The sequence below is a fragment of the Paenibacillus xylanexedens genome, from assembly GCF_007676705.1.
GTDB classification, from domain to species: Bacteria; Bacillota; Bacilli; order Paenibacillales; family Paenibacillaceae; genus Paenibacillus; species Paenibacillus xylanexedens_C.
Genome location: NZ_VEBF01000005.1, coordinates 83,852 through 108,211, shown reverse-complemented (window position 1 = coordinate 108,211; position 24,360 = coordinate 83,852). Strand labels below are relative to the sequence as shown.

The window sequence follows — 24,360 nt, the reverse complement described above, 5'->3', positions numbered from 1 at the left end:
GAAGAAAGAAGGCATGAGGGGATGACATCAGATTACAACTATCGTGATAGACTCCATCAACTTACCTGCCGGGCGGAGATCCTGCTTCAGAGTAGAAGAGAATTTTTTACTGAAGGTACCCAAATCGCACTGAAAGACTTACTACACCAAGCGAAACTGGCTTTGGATGACCGAGTCAAGTTACCCTTCTCACGGAACCGGGAATTTCTAATTCCACGACAGGAGGAAGCGATTCAGTTTGCGACAAAAAGATATACAATGGTTCCTCCATTTGCAGAAGAAGGAAAGGTATATAGTTGGTATGGTCTGGAGCCCGCACTGGAGTGGTTTGAAAAGCAGGATATGCTGTATGAAGGGGCCAATGCACTGCCATTAAAAGCTGCAAATATTATGGAAACCGCCCAAGAGCTATTAAGCAAGGCAGTGCTTGGGGAAGGAATCGGTGAATATGGAACCCAGGCGGGCAGTCAGTTGCTGCATTCAATGGATGAATTACGAAAGGAGACAGAACGTTTCGACCCTGAAGAGGGTGGAGAAGTTCTGGCTAGAAAGATCGTGATTGTCTTCAATCAGCTTAGGACTTTCCGTCATTCGCGACGGCTGCGCACAGATGTTGAACCGGGGTCTGCGCTTTACCTGAGTGCCAAGGCTATGGATGAATTAAAATCCTCAATCCGGTCCAATCCACGTATTCGTGAGCACTATAAGGAGATCGAAAGTTGGACTGAACTCTATAATCTGGCAGATCTGGAGAGAGTCGTTTCGGACATTATGGAGAACAACAGCAATTATGATGAGTTGAACCGTCATTTCTATCTGTGGAGTTATACGGATAAAATCATCAATTTTAGAGTGCCTGCAGGTGCGTTGAAGGCAGACATATCTTTCCTTTTGTCTGCAGAGGACAATGAACAGGAGGGACTTGGACATGTATGGATTGATGACATAGAAATCCTCACGGCAAGTGGTAATAGTCTCGGAATCAGGAACGGCGGTTTTGATCAAGGTAGTATGAGCCCAATCCACTGGAAAGCCGAAGTCCTAAAGGGACAGCCAGTGCTAAAGTGGGAAACCGAGTACCCATATAACGGTGGTGGAAAACGCTCTTCAGAAGCAGCTAATCCATCGTCACAAATGGCCCTGAGCGCTGAAAATCTTCCGAGACGATCACTTTACATGTGCAATCCTACTGCCAATGACGAGGGAGCCTGGAGATACGATCAGTTATTTGACGTGGAAGGTGGAATGCGCTGCACACTGACATTCGGTGCGAAGCTGGACGGCAAGTTGAAGAAAGGCCTCAAGGTTCTTATCTCGTATATGAATGAACAAGGTGAACCCGTCGGAGAGTTCGTATATGCCTTCAATCGTAAGTCCTCCTTGACTGGTGGAAGGTTTCCATTGCCCATGCAATGCGATGCGATCCGATACGTCATGACTGGAGATACATCCTATGCGGAGAAGACGAAGCGGGCCATGCTCTATACTCTACATGATTTCTGCCAGGGCGCAGAACATTGGCTCGTCACAAATCTACGACCAGAGGGAAGTGACAGTTATGGGGCCGTACAAGGAGGACGACTACTGAGCGTAATCGCTGTAACTTACTCCCTGATTCGCTCAGCAAATGTCTTCAATGCCAGTGAGAAAAAGCGATTCTATGATTTGGTCGAATACATGCTCCGGTATTTACTTGATTTGAGAGATCGAACAGAATGGACACCATACGAAGCGCAGCGTGGATGCAGTAACTGGCAGACGGACATGTGTGCAGGAACTGGATTGATGATGATGGTGCTGAGCGATTTTCCCAATCGCCAAACCTGGCTGAACAATGCGAACACCATTCTGAAAGCCCAATTGGAACTGAATGTGAATCCTGATGGCTCCTGGCCAGAGTCTATCCGATATCATCATGCCGCATTGGAGCGTTTTGCCGGATATGCTCTGGTACTTAAGAACATAACAGGTGAAGATTGGTTCCGGACGACGCCACTTCTCCGGATGTTCAATTATGCCGTCGAAGTGCAGACACCAGGCTATCGGTATTTTGCTGGACGAATCGGCACACCACCCTTTGGTGACCACGTCTTAGGCGGAGGTGAGGAATTTGGCTACTTTGCAACATACCTACCTGTAATTGCGGAGATTGACCGAAGTTTGGCGGACCGAATGTTTCATACCTGGACGGCAGCTGGGCGACCCTTCAAGAGGCTCTGGGGTGAGTCCGTTGTATTGGAGAATCTACTGTTTCAGGAAGACCACTATACGTCAAAAAAAAACCTGCTTTTGGAGTCAACAAGTGCCTTTTCGAACGCAGGTATCTATATTTTTCGCAAAGGCTTCGGTACTCCAAAGCATAGTTATTTTGCCATAATGTCCAGTCCGGAGCCAGTGGCCCATGGGCATCTGGATCAAGGTTCGTTTGTGCTCTACAAAAACTCGGTTCCATTGGTGATGGACTCGGGAATTGAAGGGTACTTTGACACCAGCACCAACTGGCATATCAGCTCCTATTCACATGCCTGCGTCCAATTCGCTACGAGACAAAGGTCGTTGTCACGACATGATGACAGTATGATTAACCTTTCGGCAGGTACGTACAGTCTGGAGCGCGGCTGGGTGGATGTGCCGAAAACCAGCCGCGTACTGGACGTTCAATTGGGGAGCGAAAAAGAATCCATAACCATTGAAATTACTAACCCCGAGGGTGAAGGTATCCACATCCGGCATGTAACATATATCCGTGAGCCGGAACTGTACATTATCCGTGATGAGATCGTGAACTTCGAAGGCAAGGTGCTATTCAACCTTCCAGTTGCAGCGACGCAATCCTGGATAGATGGGAGTCGAGTGTATTCAGAAGGGGCATATGAAGTTGATTTGGAGACCGTTTTTCTGAGCCCTGTGGAATCGATCACTCTGGATCAAGGGCGATGTACCCGATTCTATGATCGGGAAAAAGCTGGCAGGATGGATTATATTCGTGCAATTGCAGATGCCCAGAAAGGATTTGTGACGGTTCTCTACCCCAAGGAGAAGGGGCGCAAGAAGCTGAGTGTAGTCCAAGAGACAGATGGTAGCATAAGTTTAGTGACAGATGATTACCACGTTTGTCTGGATGCGTCCTTCAATTTCAGGAATGGTGGGCAAAGGGACACTTTAAATAGTTATTATGGAGGAAATCAATGACCAGACAAATTGTAAACCCGATCTTAAAGGGTTGTCATCCAGACCCATCGTTCATTCGAGTAGAAGACAATTATTACATCGCGACATCCACTTTTGAATGGTTTCCCGGAGTAGAAATTCATCACTCTCGAGATTTGGTTAATTGGCAGCTGTTAACTCGTGTTTTGACGGAATCTTCACAGGTTGACCTGAGGGGCAACGGAAGCTCAGCTTCCATCTGGGCTCCAGCACTTTCACATGATAACGGTATCTACTATTTGATTTTTACAGATGTAAAAGCACGTCATAGTGTGTATAAGGATCTTCATAATTATTTAATTACTGCAACGAATATTCAAGGGCCGTGGAGTACTCCAGTACGACTAAATGGTAGCGGCTTCGATCCTTTTCTATTTCATGATAGCGATGGCCGTAAATGGATGTTGAACATGCGATGGGACTTTCGCAAAAATCACAATAACTTCTCTGGTATTGTTATGCAGGAATATGATCAGGAAATCGGGAAACTTACGGGTCCTGTTCATGAACTATATAAAGGGACTCCGACAGGCATCACTGAGGGCCCGCAGCTTTACAAGAAAGACGGACTATACTATCTTCTGATTGCAGAGGGCGGCACTGGCGTTAATCATATGGTTACCATGGCGCGCAGTAGCAAGCTTACTGGCCCTTATGAGACTGACCCCAATTATCCGATCATGACAACAGCTCATGACCTAACTTTTCCTTTTCAGCAAGCTGGGCACGGCTCCTTGGTTGAGACGCAAACTGGGGAGTGGTATATGGCTCATCTATGCACACGTCCGATTCCCGGCACAGCAAATTTGAACCCGCTAGGAAGAGAAACAGCGATTCAGCGATGTGAGTGGACACCTGATGGATGGCTCCGATTATCTCACGAAGGTAAATTACCTGCTTTGACTGTGCCAGCCCCTGAATTGCCTAGTCATCCGTTTGCTGCTTTACCAGAACACGATGATTTTAGTAGTGACACAATTGGATTACAGTATCAAAGCTTGCGGGTTCCTTTTGACGAGTCATGGATAAGTCTAAGTGAAAGACCCGGTTATTTGAGACTGCGAGGTCGGGAATCGTTGTCATCGTTATTCGAACAGAGCATGATAGGATGCCCGATTCAACACTTTGCATGTTCAATATCTACATGTATGGAGTTTGAACCTGAGAACTTTATGCAAATGGCAGGATTGGTCCTGTACTATGACGAACGGGATTACTACTATCTTCGAGTTACTTCAGATGAAATCCGAGGAAAAAGCCTGGGAGTTGTATGTTGTGCAGGCGGAAAATATGAAGAAATTTCTTCAATGCAAATTTCCGTAAAAGATTGGGATGTTTATTATTTAAGAGCGGATATTTCGGGAAGAGATATCGTTTTCTATGCCTCTCCTAATGGGTTGAAGTGGACACCACTCTGCACTCCGCTTGATTTTGGGACGCTCTCGGATGAACATGGCGGCAAACTTGGATTCACGGGTGCATATGCTTGTCTTTGTGCACAGGATCTGGATCAGCAGTCCCAACCCGCTTATTTTGATTTTTTTGAATATAAAGAACTTACGGAGTAATTAAAATCTGATTTAATCTGCTTAATTATTTGAGTTATTTCGATATTCTGCGCATTATATTTGAATACGCTTTCAGACTACCGGATCTGATTTTACCTATGTCTTTTTGATCCAAGCTACCAAAATTATAAAATGGAGGTTTTTGTATGCAAAAAGATAAATTTTTCACAGTAGAGTCGTCAAAAAGTAGTGTCATTCAGAAGGGAAAGGGAGCTAGTATTCTCCCCCTATTTTTATCGTTTGTAATGTTATGGATGGCATTTCCCGTGAAAGCTCAGGCTAATGTTTCTCTTCCGGAATCAGTAACGCAGATAAATATCAGCAACATATCGATTGCTCCAGGCGCTTCTACTAGTACTATCCAGGAAGCTATAGACCATGTAAATTCAAGTGGCGGCGGAAAAGTGATATTCCAGTCTGGCACCTATATCCTTACAGGTTCAGTTACTTTAAAAAGTAATGTTTCTCTTGTAGGGGCAGGAAGAGACAACACGATATTAAAACTAAGTGCTGGAATTAATCTTGGAGGATATGGAGTGCTGAACAGACCAGACGGCGGTTTGAGCAATGTTACAATCAAAAACCTTACAATAGACGCCAATACCTTCACAGATCCAGACAGTAATCCAACAGCTCTCAGGAATTATGGTATCTTGGTTCAGGGTGAAAACGGAACAAACAACCGTATTATGCTCAATAACATAAAAGTAACGAATAGCGAAATGGGAGTTCACTTCAAAGGCACTACGAATTTGACAATACAAGACAGTATTATTAATAACAATGGGGGACTGAATAAATATTGGCATAATCTGTATTTAAGAAGAGTGTCTAACGTATTGGTTAAAAATACGGAGTTGAGTGAGTCTAGTTCTGGGAACGGTATTAACATTTCGTATTCTGATAATATTACAATTGATTCTTGCCAGGTGTACGATAATGCGTTTCGAGGTATTCGCGCTTCAGATAGCAGTCATATTAATGTGATTAACAACGATGTTTATGGAAATGTAACGGGGGATGGAATTGTATATATAGGTGAAATCACGGGTGTTACATCTTTCCAAATTAAAGGTAATACAGTAAGGAATAATGGAGGATATGGAATATTTGTGAGTAGTGATTCTTCAAACGGTGAAGTGAAATCCAATATAGATGGCGGTGGAAACACAAAAGGGTTTAGTTTAATTAGCGGAAGCAATATAATTATTCAGTAGCTCAACGTTCCTGTCGGAAATTATTAAACTTCCGGAAGGCAACGTTCAATTACATCGATAGCACTTAAACGTTGCTTTCCGGAGTTTTATACGCGCTGTACTATGGACCCAAGAAGTAAGATCTTTGACATCTCAGTACGCTTTATTTTTGTATATTGATCTCTTTTCCATAATTCTGAATATATCCTTTAGCGTTCCCTCCGCCATCAATGTTGGAAATAACATCACCATTTGAGCTGAAACCATTCGTAAATATCCCATATCCATAGTTATCCGATACATTATTCCCACTGATTGTGAAGTTTGAAACGCCAGTAAATTCACTATTATAGATAATCCCGTCTCCTGTCTTGTTGCCATATACAACATTATTAATCGTATCCATATGAATGCTGTCAGCTACCCGGACACCACGAAAATAATTATCGTAAATTTCTGAGTCATTTATCGTTACATATTCAGAGTATGAGATATTAACCCCATTTCCTGTATGTGAGTTATATATTTCACAATTTGTAATTAACACTTTACTTACTCTTCTTAAATAGACATTGTGCCAAAAATTATAATACCCCCCATTATCATGAATTTCACTATTTTGAACAGTAATGTTTGTCGAACCTTTGATATGAAGACCCATATTCGTGTTTTTTATTTCGATGTTATCAAACAGAACCTTGTTATTGATATAACTTTCTCCTTCGAGCAAAATACCGTAGTTCGTAACAGCAGATACATCAGATTCTACATTAGGATCATTTGGCTTCAAACCATCCACGGTTAGATTTTTTACAATAACGTTAACAGCCGGATTAGCATTATTGGCCGTCAATACTCCATTCGCGCCAAGATTGGCGCTTATTTGCAGTACAGTCTTACCCTTACCAGCTCCAACAAGAGCTACGTTACTTTTTAATAATATCGGTGTTGAAATCTTGTATGTACCATTGGCTAAAGTAACTGTGCCACCACCTGCGGTAGAAACACTATTTATGGCAGATTGGATTTCAGATTCAGAGGCATTTGCTCCTACTGAAACATCTTTTGCGTGAAGCAAAGTTGGCTTCTCCGTTATCATATTTGATCCTTCAGCTTCAGCGTGTACGACGGAGTAAGTCCCAGAGTATCCTACAGCCATAATAAGCAACCATACCAATAATTTGTAATACGTCTTCCTTGGAGTAAATCTTTTCATAAAATATTTCTCACTCTTTCTATAATGTTATTGATGATATCAGATTTAATTATCGACTGGATATCAGCAAAGATTACTACTTTTCTTATATTTGTAACTTTATACCCACATAACAAAGGACTTAAGGATTAGATATTTTTTTGATTTTGAATATTCATGTAAGTCGAAAGGGGATCCGTGTGAAAGCAATATGGACGAAAATGAAGCTGCGTTGGAAATTTGTATGCCTATGCTCACTTGTAATGCTTGTACAATTCACGTTTTCCAATACGTATTTGTTTAGCAATTCAGCAGATCTGGTAGAAGAGCAAGGGGAGATGCTGGTTGGTAAGTATGTCTCTCAAAATAAGGGGAATATTGAAAATTCGATGAAGAGCGTCATGTCTGCAGCAAATTTGTTGTTGACGAGTGAGGATTTTCAGCAATACATGCGTAAGTATGCGGTGCGTTTCTTTCAATATGACAGTGCCAATATTGATTTCCAGTTCGATTGTATGCGTACCTTTCGCAATATTATTACGCAGACTGGTTATATTCGCGAGATTCAAGTGCACCTGGAAGATAATACGTTCTCTATCTCTCGAAGCTCCTATTCGAGTAAACCAAATTTAGATCCTATTTTATTTGATAAAGTGACCGCTGCCCCTCGTTCAACCGTCGGCTGGAACTCGGCCGATGCAAACGGTGTGATAGATCTATATTACCGGCTGCCGCTTAGTGCAAGCGGCAAGACGTCGGGAATCCGCGGGTGGGTCGATGTTATTATCGACCCGGACGTTATGTTCCAGTCAATTGCTGATCTGGTGCCCACAGCAGACAGCGTACAGATGTTTGTAGTAGATCCTGCTGGCGAAGCCTTGTATACAAATCAGCTGATGACAAGTCGTTCTGTTGTTGGTAGCGGATTTGTCGCAAGTGTGCCTGAGGTGGATAATATAGTGATCCAAAAATCGAATGGGGATCCAATAATGACTCAATCCGCCAGGCTTATGGATACAGACTGGTTGCTGTTGTCGATTATTCCTAAGGAAAATTTTCAAATCGATTTGGCAGAGTATTTGCGTATCAGCTTTTTTATCCTACTCATCCCTATCTTGATCCTTGCACTTATGATATTATTCCTGACAGATTACTTACTACGGCCCCTCAAACAGCTTGTTAGCGTAATGAGTGGTTACAGTGAGAACAAAGCGACACCTCAGATTATGATTGAAAGATTGGATGAATTCGGCCTATTGGCAAACCGTTTCAATAAGATGATGGGCAAAATTGAAGAACAGATTACAACAATACGTGAGACTGAACAGCAGAAACGTGAAGCCGAGATGGATGCGTTTCAATCGCAGATTCGACAACATTTTTTATACAACACATTAGCTCTTATCTCTTGGACGGCTCGCAGGGAAAAAGCACAGGAAACGGAACGCATATCCAAATTATTTGCCCGTTATTACCGTCTCGCTCTTGGTAAGGGTGAGACCTACACGTTATTGGAAAAAGAGATTGAAATGATTGGACATTACCTGGAAATCCAGCGTTCTCGTTTCGTTGACCAGATGGAATACGAGATGCGAGTTGAAGCCCCTATCGGTGGTTATCGGATAATCCGCAATATGTTGCAACCAATTGTCGAAAATGCAGTGGAGCACGGTGTTCTACCCCAAGAGAAAGGGAAAGTACTTTTGCTGATCCGGGAGGAGCAAGACTACTTAGTGATCCGAATAATTGATGACGGTATTGGCGCAGAGGAGGAGGTTGTTCGGCATATTAACAGCGGAATGAGCTTCGATAGTGATAACGGTTTTTCTTTACGTTCCATTAAAAGAACCCTCCACACCTACTATGGTGACGAAGCGGTATTCGATTTCCAAAGTGTGATTCAATCAGGATCGGTGACGACAATTAAGTTACCAAAAGATAGGATTACGTAGCCATTTTCTGCTTTATTCAGATTGGGATATGGGTCTTATTCATCCAAGGAGGAATCCATCGCAATGAAGATGATTATAGTCGACGATGAACGAATTGGCCGTGAAGGCATGATTGACTTCATAGACTGGAGCGGGGATTACGGCATTGAGATTGTCGGAACTGCGGCGAACGGCCAGGAAGGATACGAATTGTACCAAGCCGTGAATCCAGATATTGTACTGACAGATATCAAGATGCCCGTTATGAGCGGTATTGAGCTGGTTGAAAAAATACGGGGGATCAATAAAAAGGTCAGAATTATTCTATTGTCAGCATACAGTGATTTTTCCTACGCTCAACAAGCGTTCAAATCAAGAGTAGATGACTACTTACTAAAACCGATTGATGAACCCGAGCTTCGTCTGCTGCTGGAACAGATTACAGCGGAAAGCAATGAAAATCACCAACGGGAGAACGCCAAACAGCAGTTTCTCGATGTGCTTGGAGGGAACAAGGAACGCTGTGAGCAACTAAGGGATTACACCTTCCAAGTTTTCTCGCTCGGCAAACAACAGCAGCATATTTGCAGTTTTCACGACCTGTGGCTACTGGAATATCATGAAGGTGTCCATGTAGGCATCGCCCGGTATCCCCGCAGTGAGAAAGATCCATTCGGTGGTCGTCCGGACTTTGCTGACTTTGAATCCTGTTATGCTGGTAGTCGTGTCGATCAACCTGAGGAAATATGTCGAAGCTATAACGAGGCGGTACTGTCCAGCCATATCGGTACCTACTGGGAGCTTAAAGAGCTTGATTATGGACATATTGTCAGACGACGTGGGCAATGGATGACACACAATACTGAACTCAAACAGGAAGCGGTTAAGTTGGCAGATGCGATCCGATCAGCAATCATTTGTTCCGAAAGAACCAAGCTTGAGTTAACAGCCCAACGCATCATGCACTATTTGAGACAGTATTCGGGAGTTGATCCGGCTTATATAGAAGAATTCTTAATGTGGATTGTGACGCGAGTAGCACAAGACTTCGCAGATTTCCAAGAGATGAAAACGTCGCTGTGGGAGCTAAGGATTTCCCTACAGAATCAGAACCGTTTCCATAAGATAAAGCCAGCCCTTAGCCATTGGATTCTGGAATGGACCGAAAGAGCAGAAGAGAAGCGCCAACTACCTGAAACGACTATTGTGCAGTTGGTGATGAATATCGTTGCGCAAGAATATCATCAAGATATTAACCTGCGTTCGCTGGCAGAGAGGGTTTACTTAAGTCCGAATTATCTGGGCAATCTGTTTCGCCATTCCACAAGCTTATACTTTAACGATTACCTTGCCAGTTATCGAATGGAAAAAGCAAGAGAGCTGTTGCTAACCAGCTCGGATAAGATCACCCAGATTGGAGAAGCGGTAGGTATTCCGAATACTTCCTATTTTAGCTCGCTATTTAAAAAAACGTTCGGTGTTACACCAAAGGAATATCGTAGAACTCATTGTGAGTAGCATTAACAAACACAAGCTCAGCCATCAGGGCTGAGCTTGTGTTTTCGGTACTGGAGCGGCGTTGTTCGGTATATCTGTTTGAATTGGGCGATAAAATAGGCAGCCGTGTTGAAGCCAAGCGCAGAAGCAATCACGTCGATCGGCTGACTTGTAGTTTCTAGAAGATGACAGGCTTGCTTAATTCTTCGAGCTAGCAGGTATTCAGTAATTGTACTACCGGTTTCTTTTTTGAACATTCGTGAAGCATAAGACTTCGAGATATGTAGTTCTTCGGCAAGTCGGGATAGCTCGAAGCTTTGCGAGAAATTCCGCTCAATCCATTGCATGATTTGCTCGGCATATTGAGGCTGGCGGTAACCGGAAGATATCAGGCTGTCTTGGGGTTCATATGTTTGAAGCAAGGAGAGCATCTGCAATAAAAAGATAATATGGTTTTCCTGCTGTGAAACGCCTGATTGCCCACCGTTCATGAAGTGGAGTCGGAGGGAAGCGGAGATGCTTGTCTCATCCAAACATATATACCTGCAGGGTTGAACCGAGGCTCCGTAGCAAAGATGGTTGAAGAAACGAGCATGATTGGGAAACTTGTCGAGAAAAGACATACATACAGCTTGATTTAAATGAATGATTGAGCGAACGTAAGGTTTATCAGTCGAGGGACTTGCAAACACCTTATGCAGTTGAAACGGTTGAAAGAAAAAGAGCGCACCTGGGCGTATGGTGAACGCTTGGGGTCCAACAGTCACGGTGCCTTCTCCCTCGTGAACGATCAGTATTTCACAACATTGGTGCCAGTGGTAGAACCCCTTAAAGTGCTGCTCTGTACGGGTATGGCAGGAGGCAATCAATGGTATGCCATCTAATGGAATATGTTCAAGCAATTTTTGCATTAGTCATGCCTCCATTATACAAAGAATATTAGTTAGTTGTATTAAAAGATTAGAATCTCCAATTAAAATGTACAACAAATTGATATTATTGTACTACCAACAGACACTATTTGCACGTGATTTTTATAGAATGAAGGGAGTAAATATATTGGAACGAAGACATACCTCTCCGTTCATGCAAACGCATACACAAAGTTAAACCTGGAACATTTGAAAAAAAGAAGGGAGAACAACAATGGACTACAAATTGAGCAAAGACAATCAAACGTGGGTGAATGAGATTTGGGCAAAATTGCAAACGAAGATGTCCGCAGAGGTTGATCGTATTGGTGTGAAGATCCCATACATTCCTGAAGGAGGGCAGTATAAGGAAGATAAAGGTGAGACCGATATCTACTGGTGGACCAACGGTTTCTGGCCGGGCATGTTATGGCAGATGTACCATGCTACTGGCGAAGAAAAGTATAAAACGGCTGCCGAGGGCGTCGAACTCCGGCTTGACACAGCCTTTGATGGGTATGAAGGACTGCATCATGATGTGGGCTTCATGTGGTTGCATTCTGCCGTGGCAAACTATCGTCTGACTGGCAACACCCGTTCCAAGACGCGCGGATTGCATGCAGCAAATTTGCTTGCTGGACGATATAATCCACGTGGTAAGTTCATTCGTGCTTGGAACGATAACTGTACGGGCTGGATCATAATTGACTGTATGATGAATATACCTCTGCTCTATTGGGCGAGCGAAGTCAGCGAAGACCCGCGGTTCTCCTATATTGCAAAGGATCACGCAGATACGACCTTCAACAAAGCATTGCGTCCAGATGGGTCCTGTCATCATATCGTAGTACTGGATCCTAAGAACGGTGATTTCGTCGAAGCTCCAGAAGGACAAGGGTATGCTAGCGATTCCTCATGGTCACGTGGCCAGTCTTGGGCAATCTATGGATTTGCTCTAAGTTACCATTATAGTGGTGACTCTCGTTATCTTGATGCGGCTAAACAGGTTGCTCATTACTTCCTGGCAAATGTGAGTAGTTCAGATTATGTACCGAAAGTCGATTTTCGAGCACCGGAAGAACCAGTCTGTTGGGATACGACCGCTGGAATGTGTGCTGCCTGCGGGTTACTTGAGATTGCCAAACATGTCGGCGTAAACGAGCGTGCTCTGTATGTAAACGGGGCTCTTAATATTCTCAAAGCAACCGACCAGCGTTTTTGCAACTGGGACCCCGAGATTGATTCGATTGTTGATAATGGTACTGGCTCATATCATGGGCGAGGAGGGGATTATGCTGTGCCGATCATCTATGGAGATTATTTTCTCATTGAAGCAGTACTACGGCTGAAGAACAGCGATTTTCTAATTTGGTAATAGAGATCAGGTCAAGAAACTTCTCAATCCAAGCCAAGTTGAGAAGTTTTTCTTTTAAGGAAATAAATTAAAAACATAATAAATTAATTAGAAGCATAAACCATTGCCACATTGATCGATTAAACACAAAGCTGTGGACAAAATAACGTTTGTGCATTATGTTAATACTTAACGTAAGTGTTATCAAATATGATTGGAGGTGGTGAAAAATGGTAGATCATATTATTAACAATACAATGCGTGTCAAAAAGATGAACCAGGAACTGGTACGAGAAACACTGAAAGATATGAGACAGGGAACCAAGTCCATGGTCGCAGAGGCAACCGGTTTGAGCATAGCCACATGTCGGAATATACTCCATGAACTCCTTAGCACGGGTGAACTCATTCAGTTGGAATTAGAAGAATCGAACGGAGGCCGACCTGCGCAAATTTACAGGTATAATGTGGACTTTGCTAATATTGCCTGCATTATTATCAGAGCTGGAGTAACGCTTCATTCTCTAACGTACAGCGTCGTTAATTTGTCTGGGGAGTCATTGGAAGAAGGCTCTCAGCAAGTAGAACAGATGAATGAAGAAAAGATATATGATTTGGTTGATAGACTTATATTGAAATATCCCCGTATACAGGCCATAGGAATTGGTGTTCCAGGTGCAGTACATCAAGGGGTGATTAATACCTGTGACATCCCTAATCTGATCAATGTCAATTTAGTAGCTCCCATTCAGGAGAAGCATGAAGTTGAGGTTATTCTGGATAACGACATGAACCTAACGGTTTATGGACTTTATCAGAGACAGGGATACAATGAGAGAAGCTCTCTAGTCGTTACAACATTTATTGAAGGCTCTCTACCTGGGGCAGGGATCATGATTGATGGGCACATTCACAGGGGAAATTCTCGTTTTGCTGGAGAAATTGCCTTTCTACCCTTGGAAATGTCACATGAGGAACAGTTTAGAAAGCTCCATAATCGAGACACATTCCATCCGCTTGCAGCCCGGGGCGTCTCGAGCCTAATCGCTGTGATGAACCCTGAAACGGTTGCTTTGACAGGTGATTTATTGAAGCCGGGAGATGTGGAGCTGATCCGGAATGAATGTCTGAAATATATTCCCGAGTTACATATGCCCCGTTTGATAGTACTTGAGAATCCAGAAGAGGATTACATGTGTGGATTAATTAAAATGACATTGGAAAGCCTCTCTTATTCACTGCAGCTAGTAGAGAAGAGGAGGTGAAGTGTAATTTGACATCCTACACAAATAATCCAAATATCGCTCGAAAAGCAGCCAAACCACTATAAGTTAAATTTTAAGATAAGGAAGGATAAAAACGACTATGAAAACAGAAAAACAAAAGATGCTTGATGGAGAATTGTATATGGCTTGGGATCCTGAACTTACACGTGATCGCGCATACGCCAGACGTATGACGCGCATGTATAATCAGACCACTGAAACGGATGATGAAATGAGAGTAGAAATACTCAAGAAATTACTCGGTTCCACAGGGGAAAACCTAGGTATGGAACCCAATATTCGTTTTGACTACGGTTATAATATTCATGTGGGAGACCACTTTTATACCAACTTTGATTGCACAATATTAGATGTATGTGAAGTAGTAATAGGGAACAATTGCCTATTTGGGCCGGGGGTTCATGTATACACAGCTACTCATCCATTGGATCCAACAGAAAGAAATAAAGGACCGGAATTTGGTAAGCCAGTAAAGATTGGAAATAATGTATGGGTTGGCGGCCGAGCTATTATCAATCCAGGTGTGACGATTGGTAATAATGTCGTAGTTGCTTCCGGAGCAGTTGTGACTAAGGACGTTCCAGACAACGTGGTGGTTGGCGGCAACCCAGCGAGAGTAATTAAACAAATTGATGAGATTAAGGAACAAAAGCATAACCTTGTGTAAAGTCGCTATTTTAGCGGCTTTTTTTTATAGAAATTTGTAATCCACATATTTATAAGGAGTAACAGGGCTTCAATCTTCTAATGTAAGGTTCTAATGTAAGGTGATTTAACTAATGGTCTCACTTAAAATTTGTGGATTTAATATTTAAAGTTGTAAATAAAAAAAGTATGGTTTATAATGTTATTTAATGATAGATAATACTATCATTTAATTGTTATTCATTCCACTTTTTTTGTAATTTGAAAGAAAGGACTGTGATTAAGATAAAGGAAAACATTTCTATTCCCCAGCCCCCAACTTATGGTCCATTAGGAAACATGCCTCTAATTGATGCCAGCAACCCTTCAATCTCCATTGGCGCATTGGCAAAGAAATACGGTCCCATCTTTCGTTTTACCGCACCTGGATTCTCAACACTAATTGTCTCCGGTCCTGAGCTGGTCACCGAAGTATGTGATGTCACCCGATTTGATAAATATGTATTTAGTGAGTTAGAGAATGCTCGAGCCTTTGGCGGTGACGGGTTGTTTACAAGTTGGACTCATGAGCCAAACTGGAGAAAAGCACATAATATATTACTTCCAACATTTGGAAAAAGATCCATGAAGGGATATCACTCAATGATGATTGATATCGCGCAACAGCTCATCCTAAAATGGGTGCGACTTAACCCTCTAGAGCCTGTTGATGTTGCGGATGACATGACTAGGTTGACTCTGGATACGATAGGCCTATGTGGATTCAATTATCGCTTTAACAGTTTTTACAGAAAAGATCATGATCCCTTTGTCCAAAGCATGGTTAGAGCATTAGATGAAGCGATGCATAGAAGTTCCCGCCTGAAAATTCAGAATATGTTGATGTTTAACACAAAAAAACGATTTGAAGACGATGTTCAGGCGATGTTTACGTTGGTAGATCAGATCATTACTGATCGAAAGGCTAATTTCCAGCCTGGTATGACGGATTTACTTGCACGTATGCTGGAGGGTAGGGATCCCGAAAGTGGAGAACAACTTGATACGGAGAACATTCGCCATCAGATCATAACGTTCTTGATTGCGGGTCATGAGACTACAAGTGGTCTACTGTCCTTTACTATGTATCTTCTGCTTAAACACCCAGAGGTTCTGAAGAAAGCCCAGTTAGAGGTCGATGAGGTTATCAAAAATTCAACACCTTCATATGAGGAAGTGAACCAACTTAAGTATATTCGCATGATACTTAATGAATCCTTACGCCTGTGGCCAACCGCACCCGGATTTGAAGTTTACGCAAAAGAAGATACTGTGATCGGAGAAGGGTTTCATATCCCTAAAGGGCAAAATCTGAGTATTCTTCTCACTTTGCTTCATCGTGATCCTACAGCCTGGGGGGAGGATGCAGAGTTATTCCGACCAGAGCGGTTCGAGGACCCGGCTCAAGTACCGAACCATGCTTATAGACCTTTTGGGAATGGGGAACGCGCTTGCATTGGAATGCAATTTGCTCTATATGAAGCAACGATGGTCGTAGGAATGATCATTAAACATTTTGAACTGATTGATTTCAGCAACTATCAACTACAAGTGAAACAAACGTTGACTATCAAGCCAGACCATTTCCAGATGAAGATTAAGCCTCGCCTTCAGAAAACACATACGAATATGGATACAAATCCACATGATCCTACTTCATATTCAACACCCCATTTTCTGGGGTCTGGATCTCTTGAAACCAAATCATTATCAGCTACCGAGCAGATCGACGACCGATCATTACTTGTTCTGTATGGCTCTAATCTGGGAACAGCAGAAGGCATCGCACGGCACATTTTTCAGACTGCTCATGGATATGGAATTCATGCCTTAGTCGCACCACTCAATGATTGGAAAGGTACATTACCCAAAGGTGCGTTGGTTATTATTGTAACTGCCTCCTATAATGGCAAAGCACCACATAATGCTTCAGAGTTCGTCGAATGGTTGAAAACGACTGGTGATCACATAGAGCAAGGTCTACGATATGCCGTGTTTGGTTGTGGTGATCGAAGTTGGTCTGGAACGTATCAAAGTGTACCTCGGTTTATCGATGACCAATTGGAGGCCATCGGAGGTAACAGATTGATGCCCCGAGGAGAAGCGGACGCGAGTTCAGATATAGAGCAACAAACTACGACCTGGCTAAGTCAACTATGGCCTCTGGTTTTAGACACATTAGGATTACAGATTGATGAGATTAAATCTGGAACATCGCACAAACTGCACATGCATTTTGTCGATGAAGAGCCACAAATTCCGAATATCAGAACGTATGGGGCAGCCTATGGAACTGTGCTATCCAATCGTGAGCTACAAGCCATGAATAGCGGGCGAAGCACCAGACATATCGAGATTAGCCTGCCTAAAAATGTTCATTATAGGGAGGGAGATCACGTAGGAGTTTTACCAAAAAACCGAAATGCGGCCATTCAACGAGTATTAAATCGGTTCAGTTTAACAGGTACGGAGACCATTCGATTAAGTACGGAGGCCCATCATCTGACTCATTTACCACTAGATCGGTCGATCAATGTCTACGAATTAATTCAAACTTGTATTGAAATACAGGAACCGGCGACTCGTGCTCAATTGAAAGACCTAGCTGTTCATACAGTGTGTCCGCCACATCGGCGGGAGCTTGAAGCAATGCTAGATGATGAACATTACTCCGACCATATTCTTGCGCATCGCGTTTCCATGCTGGATTTGCTGGAACAATATGAAGCCTGTGAACTGCCCTTCACTCGATTTTTGGAGCTTCTGCCACCACTCAAGCCAAGGTATTATTCCATATCCAGCTCTCCATATGTTCAATCAGAGCAGATCAGCATCACCGTTGGTGTTGTTAGAGATCGTGCCTGGAATGGGAAAGGGGAGTATGCCGGTGTAGCTTCGTGTTATTTGGCTGAATGTATACCTGGCGAGCGTGTACTGCTTTTTGTCGAAACTCCGGATTCAGGATTCCAACTTCCTACAGACCCAAATTTACCAATCATTATGATTGGACCCGGTACAGGAGTTGCACCATTCAGAGGTTTTTTACAAGCCAGGTCCGCACAGAAGGAACAGGGTAAACCTCTTGGAGAAGCCCATCTGTTTTTTGGTTGCCGAAATGAGTCCGACTATCTATACCGGGAAGAACTGCTGCAGTTTGAAGAGGAAGGAATAGTGAAGCTTCATACAGCTTTCTCCCGTAGAGAGGGGCAATCACGAATCTATGTACAAGATCTAATCCAAATGTCTAAAGAACAGCTCATGCAGCTTATGAATAAAAAAGGGAAAATTTATGTGTGCGGTGATGGTAGTCGAATGGCTCCAGCTGTAGAAAGTATATTGAAAGAAGCTTATCAAAAAACAGAGAATGTTGGTGTGGAGGAAGCTGAACAATGGCTTAGACAGTTACAAGAAGAGGGCAGATATGTTAAGGATGTATGGGCCGGTTCTCCCAAATCTAGTAGCAGGCATGTTTTAGCATAAGACAGCGTAACGATCTCGTAAAGTGATACTAGTAACCTATATTTTCAATTGATGACAGTGAGGAGAATTTTTATGGCATGGTTGTTTCTTATTCTTGGAGGGATTTTAGAGGTAGGTTGGGCTTTAGGTTTATCATTTTCGGATGGATTTACTAAAATAGAAATCGTAATACCCACTGTCATTTTAATGGTTGGTAGCTTCTATTTCTTCGCAAAATCTATAAAAGTCCTACCTGTATCTACAGCTTATGCTGTTTTTACAGGACTGGGGTCCTTTGGCACTGCACTTGCTGGAATGATCTTTTTAGGAGACAAGGTGAGTGTACTCAAAATTATATTAGTCCTGGCACTAATTTCTTGCATCATCGGTCTCAAACTAGTTTCTAATGAACCAAAGAAAGAAGTAGGTGTTAGGTCATGAGTTGGATTTTGTTAATTTTAGCAGGTTTATTTGAAATTGGCGGCGTAATTTTCTTGAAATATTCAGAAGGCTTCACCAAATTAAAGCATACATTGCTGTTCGCTCTGTTTTTGGGACTAAGTTTCATCTTTCTATCCTTGTCTTTGAGAGATATTCCAATTAGCATTGGCTACGGAATTTGGACCGGAATCGGCGCTTCAGGAAGTGTTTTGTTAGGGATGTACGTATTTAATGAACCTAAAAATGCAAGAAAACTAGCTATGGTTTTTGGAATTATTGTGAGTATTGTTGGGCTGAAACTAGTATCATAGATGTCTTATAGATAAATAACCGTTTCCCTCGCAATAAGTTATTGTGAAAAGATACCTTTTGCTTAACTCGGTATCTTTATTTATGCCTTTACGAGAATCCTCTGAAAGCTTACTTATATACTACTGCTTTAATATAAGTTGCTATTAACCATGCACATGCGATAACAGCTTCCATTCGCTCAATGATGTTACCTTGGCTTTTTAGGATCCATATTGTATATCTTAAGGAACACATTCTCATAAGTTTCGTCGACAAAATGATTAAAGTTGCAAATAAAATAATATGGTTTTATAATAATACAAGGTAATATCAAATGATATTAAAATATATCATTTGATATTACCTTGTACTTTCAGAGTGGTTGATAAAAAAGAAAAGAAGCTCACCAATCCGAATTTCAGTTCGCAGAGATCGATGATTGTTTAATTTGAATATAGAAGGCTGAAAGGGTGAATATGATGAGAACAGACCATACTATTAAATTGTTAGTCGACAGCACTGCCGACCTTTCGAACCAATGGCTACAGCAATACAATATAACTGTTGTGCCCCTTTATGTGATAATGGGGTCTCAAACTTACAAAGATAATATTGAGATAACTCCAGCAGAACTGTATCGTCGTTCCGAGGAAGAAGGGATCATCCCTAAAACAGCAGCTCCATCTCCTTCAGACTTTTATCAAATCTTTGAAGCAGAGATTCTCGCAGGTAAACAAATTCTATATATTAGCATGTCATCCAAAGTATCTTCTTCCAATCAAAATGCACATATTGCAGCTAAAGAGTTCCCTGATGGACGGATTCATATCATTGACTCCATGCATTTATCAGCAAGTTATGCCATGTTAGCGCTTCGTGCTGCACGTGCAATTGAAATGGGTCAAACGATTGAAGAGGTGTTGGCAGATATAGAGCACGTGAGGGATAAGGTCAAGATTGAAGTATTGGTAGATAGACTCGATTATCTGCATAAAGGAGGTCGCGTTAACAGTATGCAGCACCTTATTGGTAATGTGCTAAGGGTGCGCCCAATATTAAATATCATCAATGGAGAGGTACGGTCCGTTCAAAAGTATCGCGGCAAAATGGATAAGGCTTTGGAAAGCATCATACAAAAAATTTCAACTCGAAAAAATCAGATATGTCCCAATCTCTTGATCATTGCTCAAACAGTTGCGGATAAAATGACAGATAGAGTTCGAACTAGCATACTTGAGCATGCTTACTTTAAAGAAGTGATAGTTATTGAGGGTGGGTGTGTAATAGGTTCACATACTGGTCCGAACACCATTGCGATAAGCTACTTGAATTTGTGAGGGATCTGGAAAGGAGTATTGATCAATATGAAAACAAACATCTCAATCTCGCAGGCCGATCCAAATTCTCTTGTTGGAGCCAAACTAAATTTAATGGCAGTTGGAGATATGGCACATTCAATTGTAGGGTCAAGTAAGCAAAGCATTGCTGATGCGACATTTAGAATGCTATGGAAGTCTAAGAACAATCGATTTAGTCATGAATTTGCCTATGAAGCAAAAATGGGTGACCAATCGCTTGGAATGATAACGTGTTTACCCATTACCGTTCTGGAAAAATTGGCTTCCTCTACGGCAAAACAACTGTTTTCATACCGAAAACTAGGACTGATCACTTACAATCTGCTGCATCCAAAAGCCTTATTCACAACACTCACACTGAAGGAAGGATTCGAAGGAGAGTACCATATTGCAACTCTTGCAGCTATGCCTGAAAGCAGAGGCATGGGGATAGGCTCCCAACTCATTCAACATGCAGAAGAGCAGGCGATCAAACAGGGGTATAACCTAAGTTCCCTTACAGTCAAAAAAGAGAATCATCTCGCTGCCAAACTATACGCCAAACTGGGCTATGAAATTACCTCTGAAATAGTAAAACCTACTGTATCTTTGTATCGAATGGTCAAAAAGCTAAAATGAATGTCCTAATAATTGGTGGTTCAATCAACATAAGCAGTAATTGAAGAACAGCGCAATATTAAAAAATTTGTCAAAAGTCGAACTCAGGTGAGATTGCTGAGAATTATGAATGAATCGAGCAAAGTGCGAGCTACAGCGGTGTAAAAAACCCTCAGCTTGCGCTTTTTTATGCTTTTTGAACGTTTAACGCTATATTGAAACAAATTTAGAATTTATTTTTGCTTACAAAAAGCATGTGGCAGGCGTCGCCGAAATTGTAATGAAATTCAGATATACTTTACAAAAATATGCCGGAGAACATGGAGATGTATGCCAATATTTTGTTTATTATCATTCTGAGTATTTCGAAAACTAAAAAAAGGCCTTGAAGTATCAGGTGGAACTTCCAACGACACAGGAGAAAGGAATTGAACTAACGGGAAATTATAGTTTAGTAAAGACGTACTACAGCCGGCAATTCGATCGGCTGTTTTTTTATGACAAATATTTTGAGAAGTAGTGTCCCTTTGAAATGTTCGGATGAATATTGCCAATTCATTTAATCCAAGATCTTGGAAACTTTCCCCAGGTAAGTGCGTATGTAAAGTCAGAACCAAGAATAGAAAATGATGGGCAATAAGTCGGGGGGATGAAATCTGATTCAGTGGCAGAAAAGTCATAGATAAAGAAGACGAAAGATTACCATGAAGGCATGACCGAGGAGGGAACAAACCATTGAGTATAGTCGTCAAAATGATGCGGAGGTTCAAAGACCGTGATACCCAGCTACAGTTAAAAGGATATCGAGACAAGGTGGAACTCATCAGAAAACGAGATTTGGAGGCTTGGGACGATCAGCGGCTCCAAGAGGAATCTCTCCGCTTGAAAAAGGAAGCAACGCGGGGAACACCTTTGGATGAGTTACTGGTCGATGCCTATGCGTTGGTCTGCGAGGTAGCGAAGAGAACGCTCGGATTACAGCCTTACAATGTGCAGATCATGGCTGCCATCGCTTTGCATGAGAGATTTTTGATCGAGCAGCATACGGGCGAAGGAAAAACACTCTCTGCTGTTATGCCTGCATACCTAAATGCGCTGACTGGCCAAGGCGTTCATGTGCTGACGTTTAACGATTATTTGGCAAGTCGAGATGCCGAGTGGATGGGTCCGATCTATCGTTTTCTCGGGTTAAGTGTAAACTCAGTTCAAGCTGGTATGAGCCTTTTCAAGAAACAGGAAGCGTACGCCAACGATATAACCTATGTGACGGCTAAAGAAGCGGGATTTGATTATTTGCGCGACACGATCGCCCTAAACGAAGCTGATACGGTGCATCGTCCATTCCACTACGTCATCGTCGACGAAGCGGATTCATTGCTTCTCGACGAAGCGCGGGTGCCGCTAGTCATCAGCGGCGAGTCGAGCTCTTCCAAGAGCGACGACCTTCGTTTCGCAGAAGTGGCTCGGCAGCTCAACGAAGTAGAGCATTACGAATTCGACGAGTTTCAGCGGAACGTTTATTTAAATGAGGCTGGCGCTGCGAAGGTGGAGTCCCTGCTCGGATGCGGCAATTTGTACGATAGCCATAATAGTCATTTCTTAACGTCCATAAATTGTGCGCTGCATGTGGAAACGTTATTAAAAAAAGATGTCAATTATATCGTGAGAGATGGTCAAATCGAATTAATTGATGAATATACCGGTCGTGTAGCAGAGAACAGGTATTTGCCGGATGGACTGCAAGCTGCGCTTGTGGCCAAAGAAGGACTAGAGTGGAAGGCAGGAGGGAAAATTCTCGGGACGATTACCATTCAACACTTCATTAGTTTGTATCCGGGAATTTGCGGAATGACGGCTACGGCGCAGGCTTCAGCAATGGAATTTGAGAATATTTATGCGCTGCAGGTCGTGAAAATTCCGCCGAATCAGCCAAACATACGGATCGATCACCCGCACCGAATTTACACTCATAAAGAAGCCAAGCTAAAGGCGCTTGTACAAGAAATTTCGTCTATCCATGCGATGGGACGTCCGATTCTCATTGGTACGTCTAGCGTTGAGGAGTCTGACAAACTGGCGGAGGCGCTGGTGAACGCCAATGTACAATGCCATGTTCTGAATGCGAAAAACGACGCAATAGAAGCAAAAATCATAGCTAAAGCAGGAGAAATCGGCGCCGTAACGGTGTCTACAAATATGGCAGGTCGCGGCGTCGACATTCGGCTCGGCGGCGGCAACCCGGAGAAGGCAGAAGTTGTCGCCAAGCTGGGAGGATTATACGTGATAGGTACATATGTGAACGAAAGCGTGCGGATTGACGATCAACTGCGCGGACGTTCCGGCCGCCAAGGCGACCCGGGAGCTTCCGTATTTTTCGTCAGCTTAGAGGACGAGTTGATGCTTCAGTTCGGAATCCACAAAGTGGTTCGCGCTCCTCGGCAGGAGGAGGCTCTCGAGGAGTCGATGCTCCGCAGTAAAATCGAGCATGTTCAGCGCGTTATTATGGGCCAAAACTTCGATATCCACCAGGAACTGAACAGTTATTCCGATATGGTGGAGGATCAGAGGCGAATTCTATACGCTGAGCGACTCAAAATTTTGAAAGGCGAGCTGCCAATGAGCCCTGCGGAGCAGCGGGTACGGCTTTTTTATATGGACGAGTTCTGGGCTGAACATCTGGCATACGTTTCTTACCTTCGCGAAAGCATCCATTTGGAGAGCATTTCCAGCCGTAATCCAATCGACGAATTCCATGCGAAAATCACCCAGGCCTACGAGCAAATTCCGGCTAAAATCAATAAGGAGTCTACGAATATGCTTCTAAAGCTTGGAGGTTCAAATGATCCTGCGGAGTGGGAAAAGCTCGGTCTCAAAAGCCCTACTTCCACCCGGACCTATATTATCAATGACCAGTACAGCCAGAATAAGCGGAGTTCATGGACCGGAACGACCGTTTTGGCTTTTTGGGGCAGCAAGATTTTGAGGTTGGCACTGTGGCCAGTATACAGGCTATCAAAATAGTGATACAGAGTAGATTTTTAATTAAAAACAGATCTAGGCCAGAGAAGGAATAGCTGGGTAAACGATCATAAACGCTATCCAAATGAATGAAAGGAGTAGTTGCCGTTGGCAGCTACTCCACTTTTCGTTGAGCTAGCAATTAAAAGGAAAATAGTGTGCATTTTACTGCTGCTACTCATGGGACTTGCGATCATTCACAATGACTTTGCAAGAACTCTATCCAGGGGATATTTTGAATGTGGATTTCATTGAGATTACGGACGGTAGCTCGGGTGAGCGGAAATTGTTCTCTAACCAAAAAACAAATATTAGATAAATATAGGACAAAAACATGGTCCGATTACTGATCAGGCATCTTGTT

The 24,360-nt window shown here is 42.7% G+C and carries 16 protein-coding genes and 1 pseudogene; 14 read left to right on the top strand and 3 right to left on the bottom strand.

The features are described 5' to 3' along the window. Window positions 1-21: 21 nt before the first annotated feature. The 3 genes from FS628_RS23335 to FS628_RS23325 all read left to right on the top strand — a co-directional run bounded on the left by FS628_RS23335 (window position 22) and on the right by FS628_RS23325 (window position 5,995). Entirely contained in the window at window positions 22-3,192 is a 3,171-nt protein-coding gene (locus FS628_RS23335; RefSeq protein WP_145325373.1) for a heparinase II/III domain-containing protein, read from the top strand. After that, window positions 3,189-4,778 carry a glycoside hydrolase family 43 protein gene (locus FS628_RS23330; protein WP_145325372.1) on the top strand — a complete coding sequence of 530 codons (1,590 nt, stop codon included), beginning with the start codon at window positions 3,189-3,191 and terminating at the stop codon, window positions 4,776-4,778. Before FS628_RS23335 ends, FS628_RS23330 begins: the two co-directional genes overlap by 4 nt. A gap of 146 nt (window positions 4,779-4,924) precedes the next feature. After that, on the top strand, window positions 4,925-5,995 hold the full coding sequence (locus tag FS628_RS23325; protein ID WP_145325371.1) for a right-handed parallel beta-helix repeat-containing protein: 1,071 nt from the start codon (window positions 4,925-4,927) through the stop codon (window positions 5,993-5,995). Between the two features lie 142 nt (window positions 5,996-6,137). Here FS628_RS23325 and FS628_RS23320 read toward each other — a convergent pair whose 3' ends face one another. After that, window positions 6,138-7,133, bottom strand: a complete 996-nt coding sequence (locus FS628_RS23320; protein ID WP_222125276.1) for a right-handed parallel beta-helix repeat-containing protein — start codon at window positions 7,131-7,133, stop codon at window positions 6,138-6,140. A 236-nt stretch (window positions 7,134-7,369) separates the two neighbouring features. Between FS628_RS23320 and FS628_RS23315 the strand changes: the two genes are divergently transcribed. Both FS628_RS23315 and FS628_RS23310 read left to right on the top strand, forming a co-directional pair. Continuing rightward, window positions 7,370-9,121, top strand: coding sequence for a sensor histidine kinase (locus tag FS628_RS23315; protein ID WP_145325369.1), 1,752 nt, complete (start codon window positions 7,370-7,372; stop codon window positions 9,119-9,121). Between the two features lie 63 nt (window positions 9,122-9,184). Then, a complete protein-coding gene (locus tag FS628_RS23310; RefSeq protein WP_145325368.1) occupies window positions 9,185-10,618 on the top strand; it encodes a response regulator transcription factor in 1,434 nt (477 codons plus the stop codon). 17 nt (window positions 10,619-10,635) lie between these two features. On the opposite strand, the gene FS628_RS32775 is transcribed toward FS628_RS23310, so the two are convergent. Continuing rightward, window positions 10,636-11,088, bottom strand: a complete 453-nt coding sequence (locus FS628_RS32775) for a helix-turn-helix domain-containing protein (protein WP_260871158.1) — start codon at window positions 11,086-11,088, stop codon at window positions 10,636-10,638. 150 nt (window positions 11,089-11,238) lie between these two features. Continuing rightward, window positions 11,239-11,508 (bottom strand): annotated as a pseudogene (locus FS628_RS33140) (cupin domain-containing protein); the annotation flags it as partial. A 235-nt stretch (window positions 11,509-11,743) separates the two neighbouring features. On the opposite strand from FS628_RS33140, the gene FS628_RS23300 reads away from it, so the two are divergent. From FS628_RS23300 to FS628_RS23260, 9 genes are all read left to right on the top strand, one after another. Further along, on the top strand, window positions 11,744-12,883 hold the full coding sequence (locus FS628_RS23300) for a glycoside hydrolase family 88 protein (RefSeq protein WP_145325366.1): 1,140 nt from the start codon (window positions 11,744-11,746) through the stop codon (window positions 12,881-12,883). Window positions 12,884-13,275: 392 nt separating this feature from the next. Then, on the top strand, window positions 13,276-14,127 hold the full coding sequence (locus FS628_RS23295; protein ID WP_260871156.1) for an ROK family protein: 852 nt from the start codon (window positions 13,276-13,278) through the stop codon (window positions 14,125-14,127). A 100-nt stretch (window positions 14,128-14,227) separates the two neighbouring features. Further along, window positions 14,228-14,815: a sugar O-acetyltransferase gene (locus FS628_RS23290; RefSeq protein WP_145325364.1), complete on the top strand. Its 588-nt coding sequence runs from the start codon at window positions 14,228-14,230 to the stop codon at window positions 14,813-14,815. Between the two features lie 317 nt (window positions 14,816-15,132). Continuing rightward, window positions 15,133-18,312 carry a bifunctional cytochrome P450/NADPH--P450 reductase gene (locus FS628_RS23285; RefSeq protein WP_313958628.1) on the top strand — a complete coding sequence of 1,060 codons (3,180 nt, stop codon included), beginning with the start codon at window positions 15,133-15,135 and terminating at the stop codon, window positions 18,310-18,312. Window positions 18,313-18,384: 72 nt separating this feature from the next. Continuing rightward, window positions 18,385-18,732 carry a DMT family transporter gene (locus FS628_RS23280; protein ID WP_145325363.1) on the top strand — a complete coding sequence of 116 codons (348 nt, stop codon included), beginning with the start codon at window positions 18,385-18,387 and terminating at the stop codon, window positions 18,730-18,732. Further along, window positions 18,729-19,043 (top strand): DMT family transporter, encoded by a 315-nt coding sequence (locus FS628_RS23275; protein ID WP_145325362.1) that lies wholly within the window; start codon window positions 18,729-18,731, stop codon window positions 19,041-19,043. Before FS628_RS23280 ends, FS628_RS23275 begins: the two co-directional genes overlap by 4 nt. A gap of 459 nt (window positions 19,044-19,502) precedes the next feature. Then, entirely contained in the window at window positions 19,503-20,360 is an 858-nt protein-coding gene (locus tag FS628_RS23270) for a DegV family protein (protein WP_222125275.1), read from the top strand. Window positions 20,361-20,387: 27 nt separating this feature from the next. Beyond that, the gene (locus tag FS628_RS23265) at window positions 20,388-20,999 is read left to right on the top strand and encodes a GNAT family N-acetyltransferase (RefSeq protein ID WP_145325360.1); all 612 of its coding nucleotides are present in this window, start codon (window positions 20,388-20,390) and stop codon (window positions 20,997-20,999) included. A gap of 714 nt (window positions 21,000-21,713) precedes the next feature. Continuing rightward, window positions 21,714-23,999 carry a preprotein translocase subunit SecA gene (locus tag FS628_RS23260; protein ID WP_145325359.1) on the top strand — a complete coding sequence of 762 codons (2,286 nt, stop codon included), beginning with the start codon at window positions 21,714-21,716 and terminating at the stop codon, window positions 23,997-23,999. The last annotated feature ends 361 nt before the right edge of the window (window positions 24,000-24,360 follow it).

Bases quoted from the DNA above. Each gene is read 5' to 3' on its own strand.
- FS628_RS23290 (WP_145325364.1), top strand. From the start codon at position 14,228: ATGAAAACAGAAAAACAAAAGATGCTTGATGGAGAATTGTATATGGCT.
- FS628_RS32775 (WP_260871158.1), bottom strand. From the start codon at position 11,088: ATGAACGGTGGGCAATCAGGCGTTTCACAGCAGGAAAACCATATTATC.
- FS628_RS23310 (WP_145325368.1), top strand. From the start codon at position 9,185: ATGAAGATGATTATAGTCGACGATGAACGAATTGGCCGTGAAGGCATG.
- FS628_RS23335 (WP_145325373.1), top strand. From the start codon at position 22: ATGACATCAGATTACAACTATCGTGATAGACTCCATCAACTTACCTGC.
- FS628_RS23270 (WP_222125275.1), top strand. From the start codon at position 19,503: ATGAGAACAGACCATACTATTAAATTGTTAGTCGACAGCACTGCCGAC.
- FS628_RS23300 (WP_145325366.1), top strand. From the start codon at position 11,744: ATGGACTACAAATTGAGCAAAGACAATCAAACGTGGGTGAATGAGATT.
- FS628_RS23285 (WP_313958628.1), top strand. From the start codon at position 15,133: ATGCCTCTAATTGATGCCAGCAACCCTTCAATCTCCATTGGCGCATTG.
- FS628_RS23325 (WP_145325371.1), top strand. From the start codon at position 4,925: ATGCAAAAAGATAAATTTTTCACAGTAGAGTCGTCAAAAAGTAGTGTC.
- FS628_RS23320 (WP_222125276.1), bottom strand. From the start codon at position 7,133: ATGGCTGTAGGATACTCTGGGACTTACTCCGTCGTACACGCTGAAGCT.
- FS628_RS23280 (WP_145325363.1), top strand. From the start codon at position 18,385: ATGGCATGGTTGTTTCTTATTCTTGGAGGGATTTTAGAGGTAGGTTGG.
- FS628_RS23330 (WP_145325372.1), top strand. From the start codon at position 3,189: ATGACCAGACAAATTGTAAACCCGATCTTAAAGGGTTGTCATCCAGAC.
- FS628_RS23265 (WP_145325360.1), top strand. From the start codon at position 20,388: ATGAAAACAAACATCTCAATCTCGCAGGCCGATCCAAATTCTCTTGTT.
- FS628_RS23275 (WP_145325362.1), top strand. From the start codon at position 18,729: ATGAGTTGGATTTTGTTAATTTTAGCAGGTTTATTTGAAATTGGCGGC.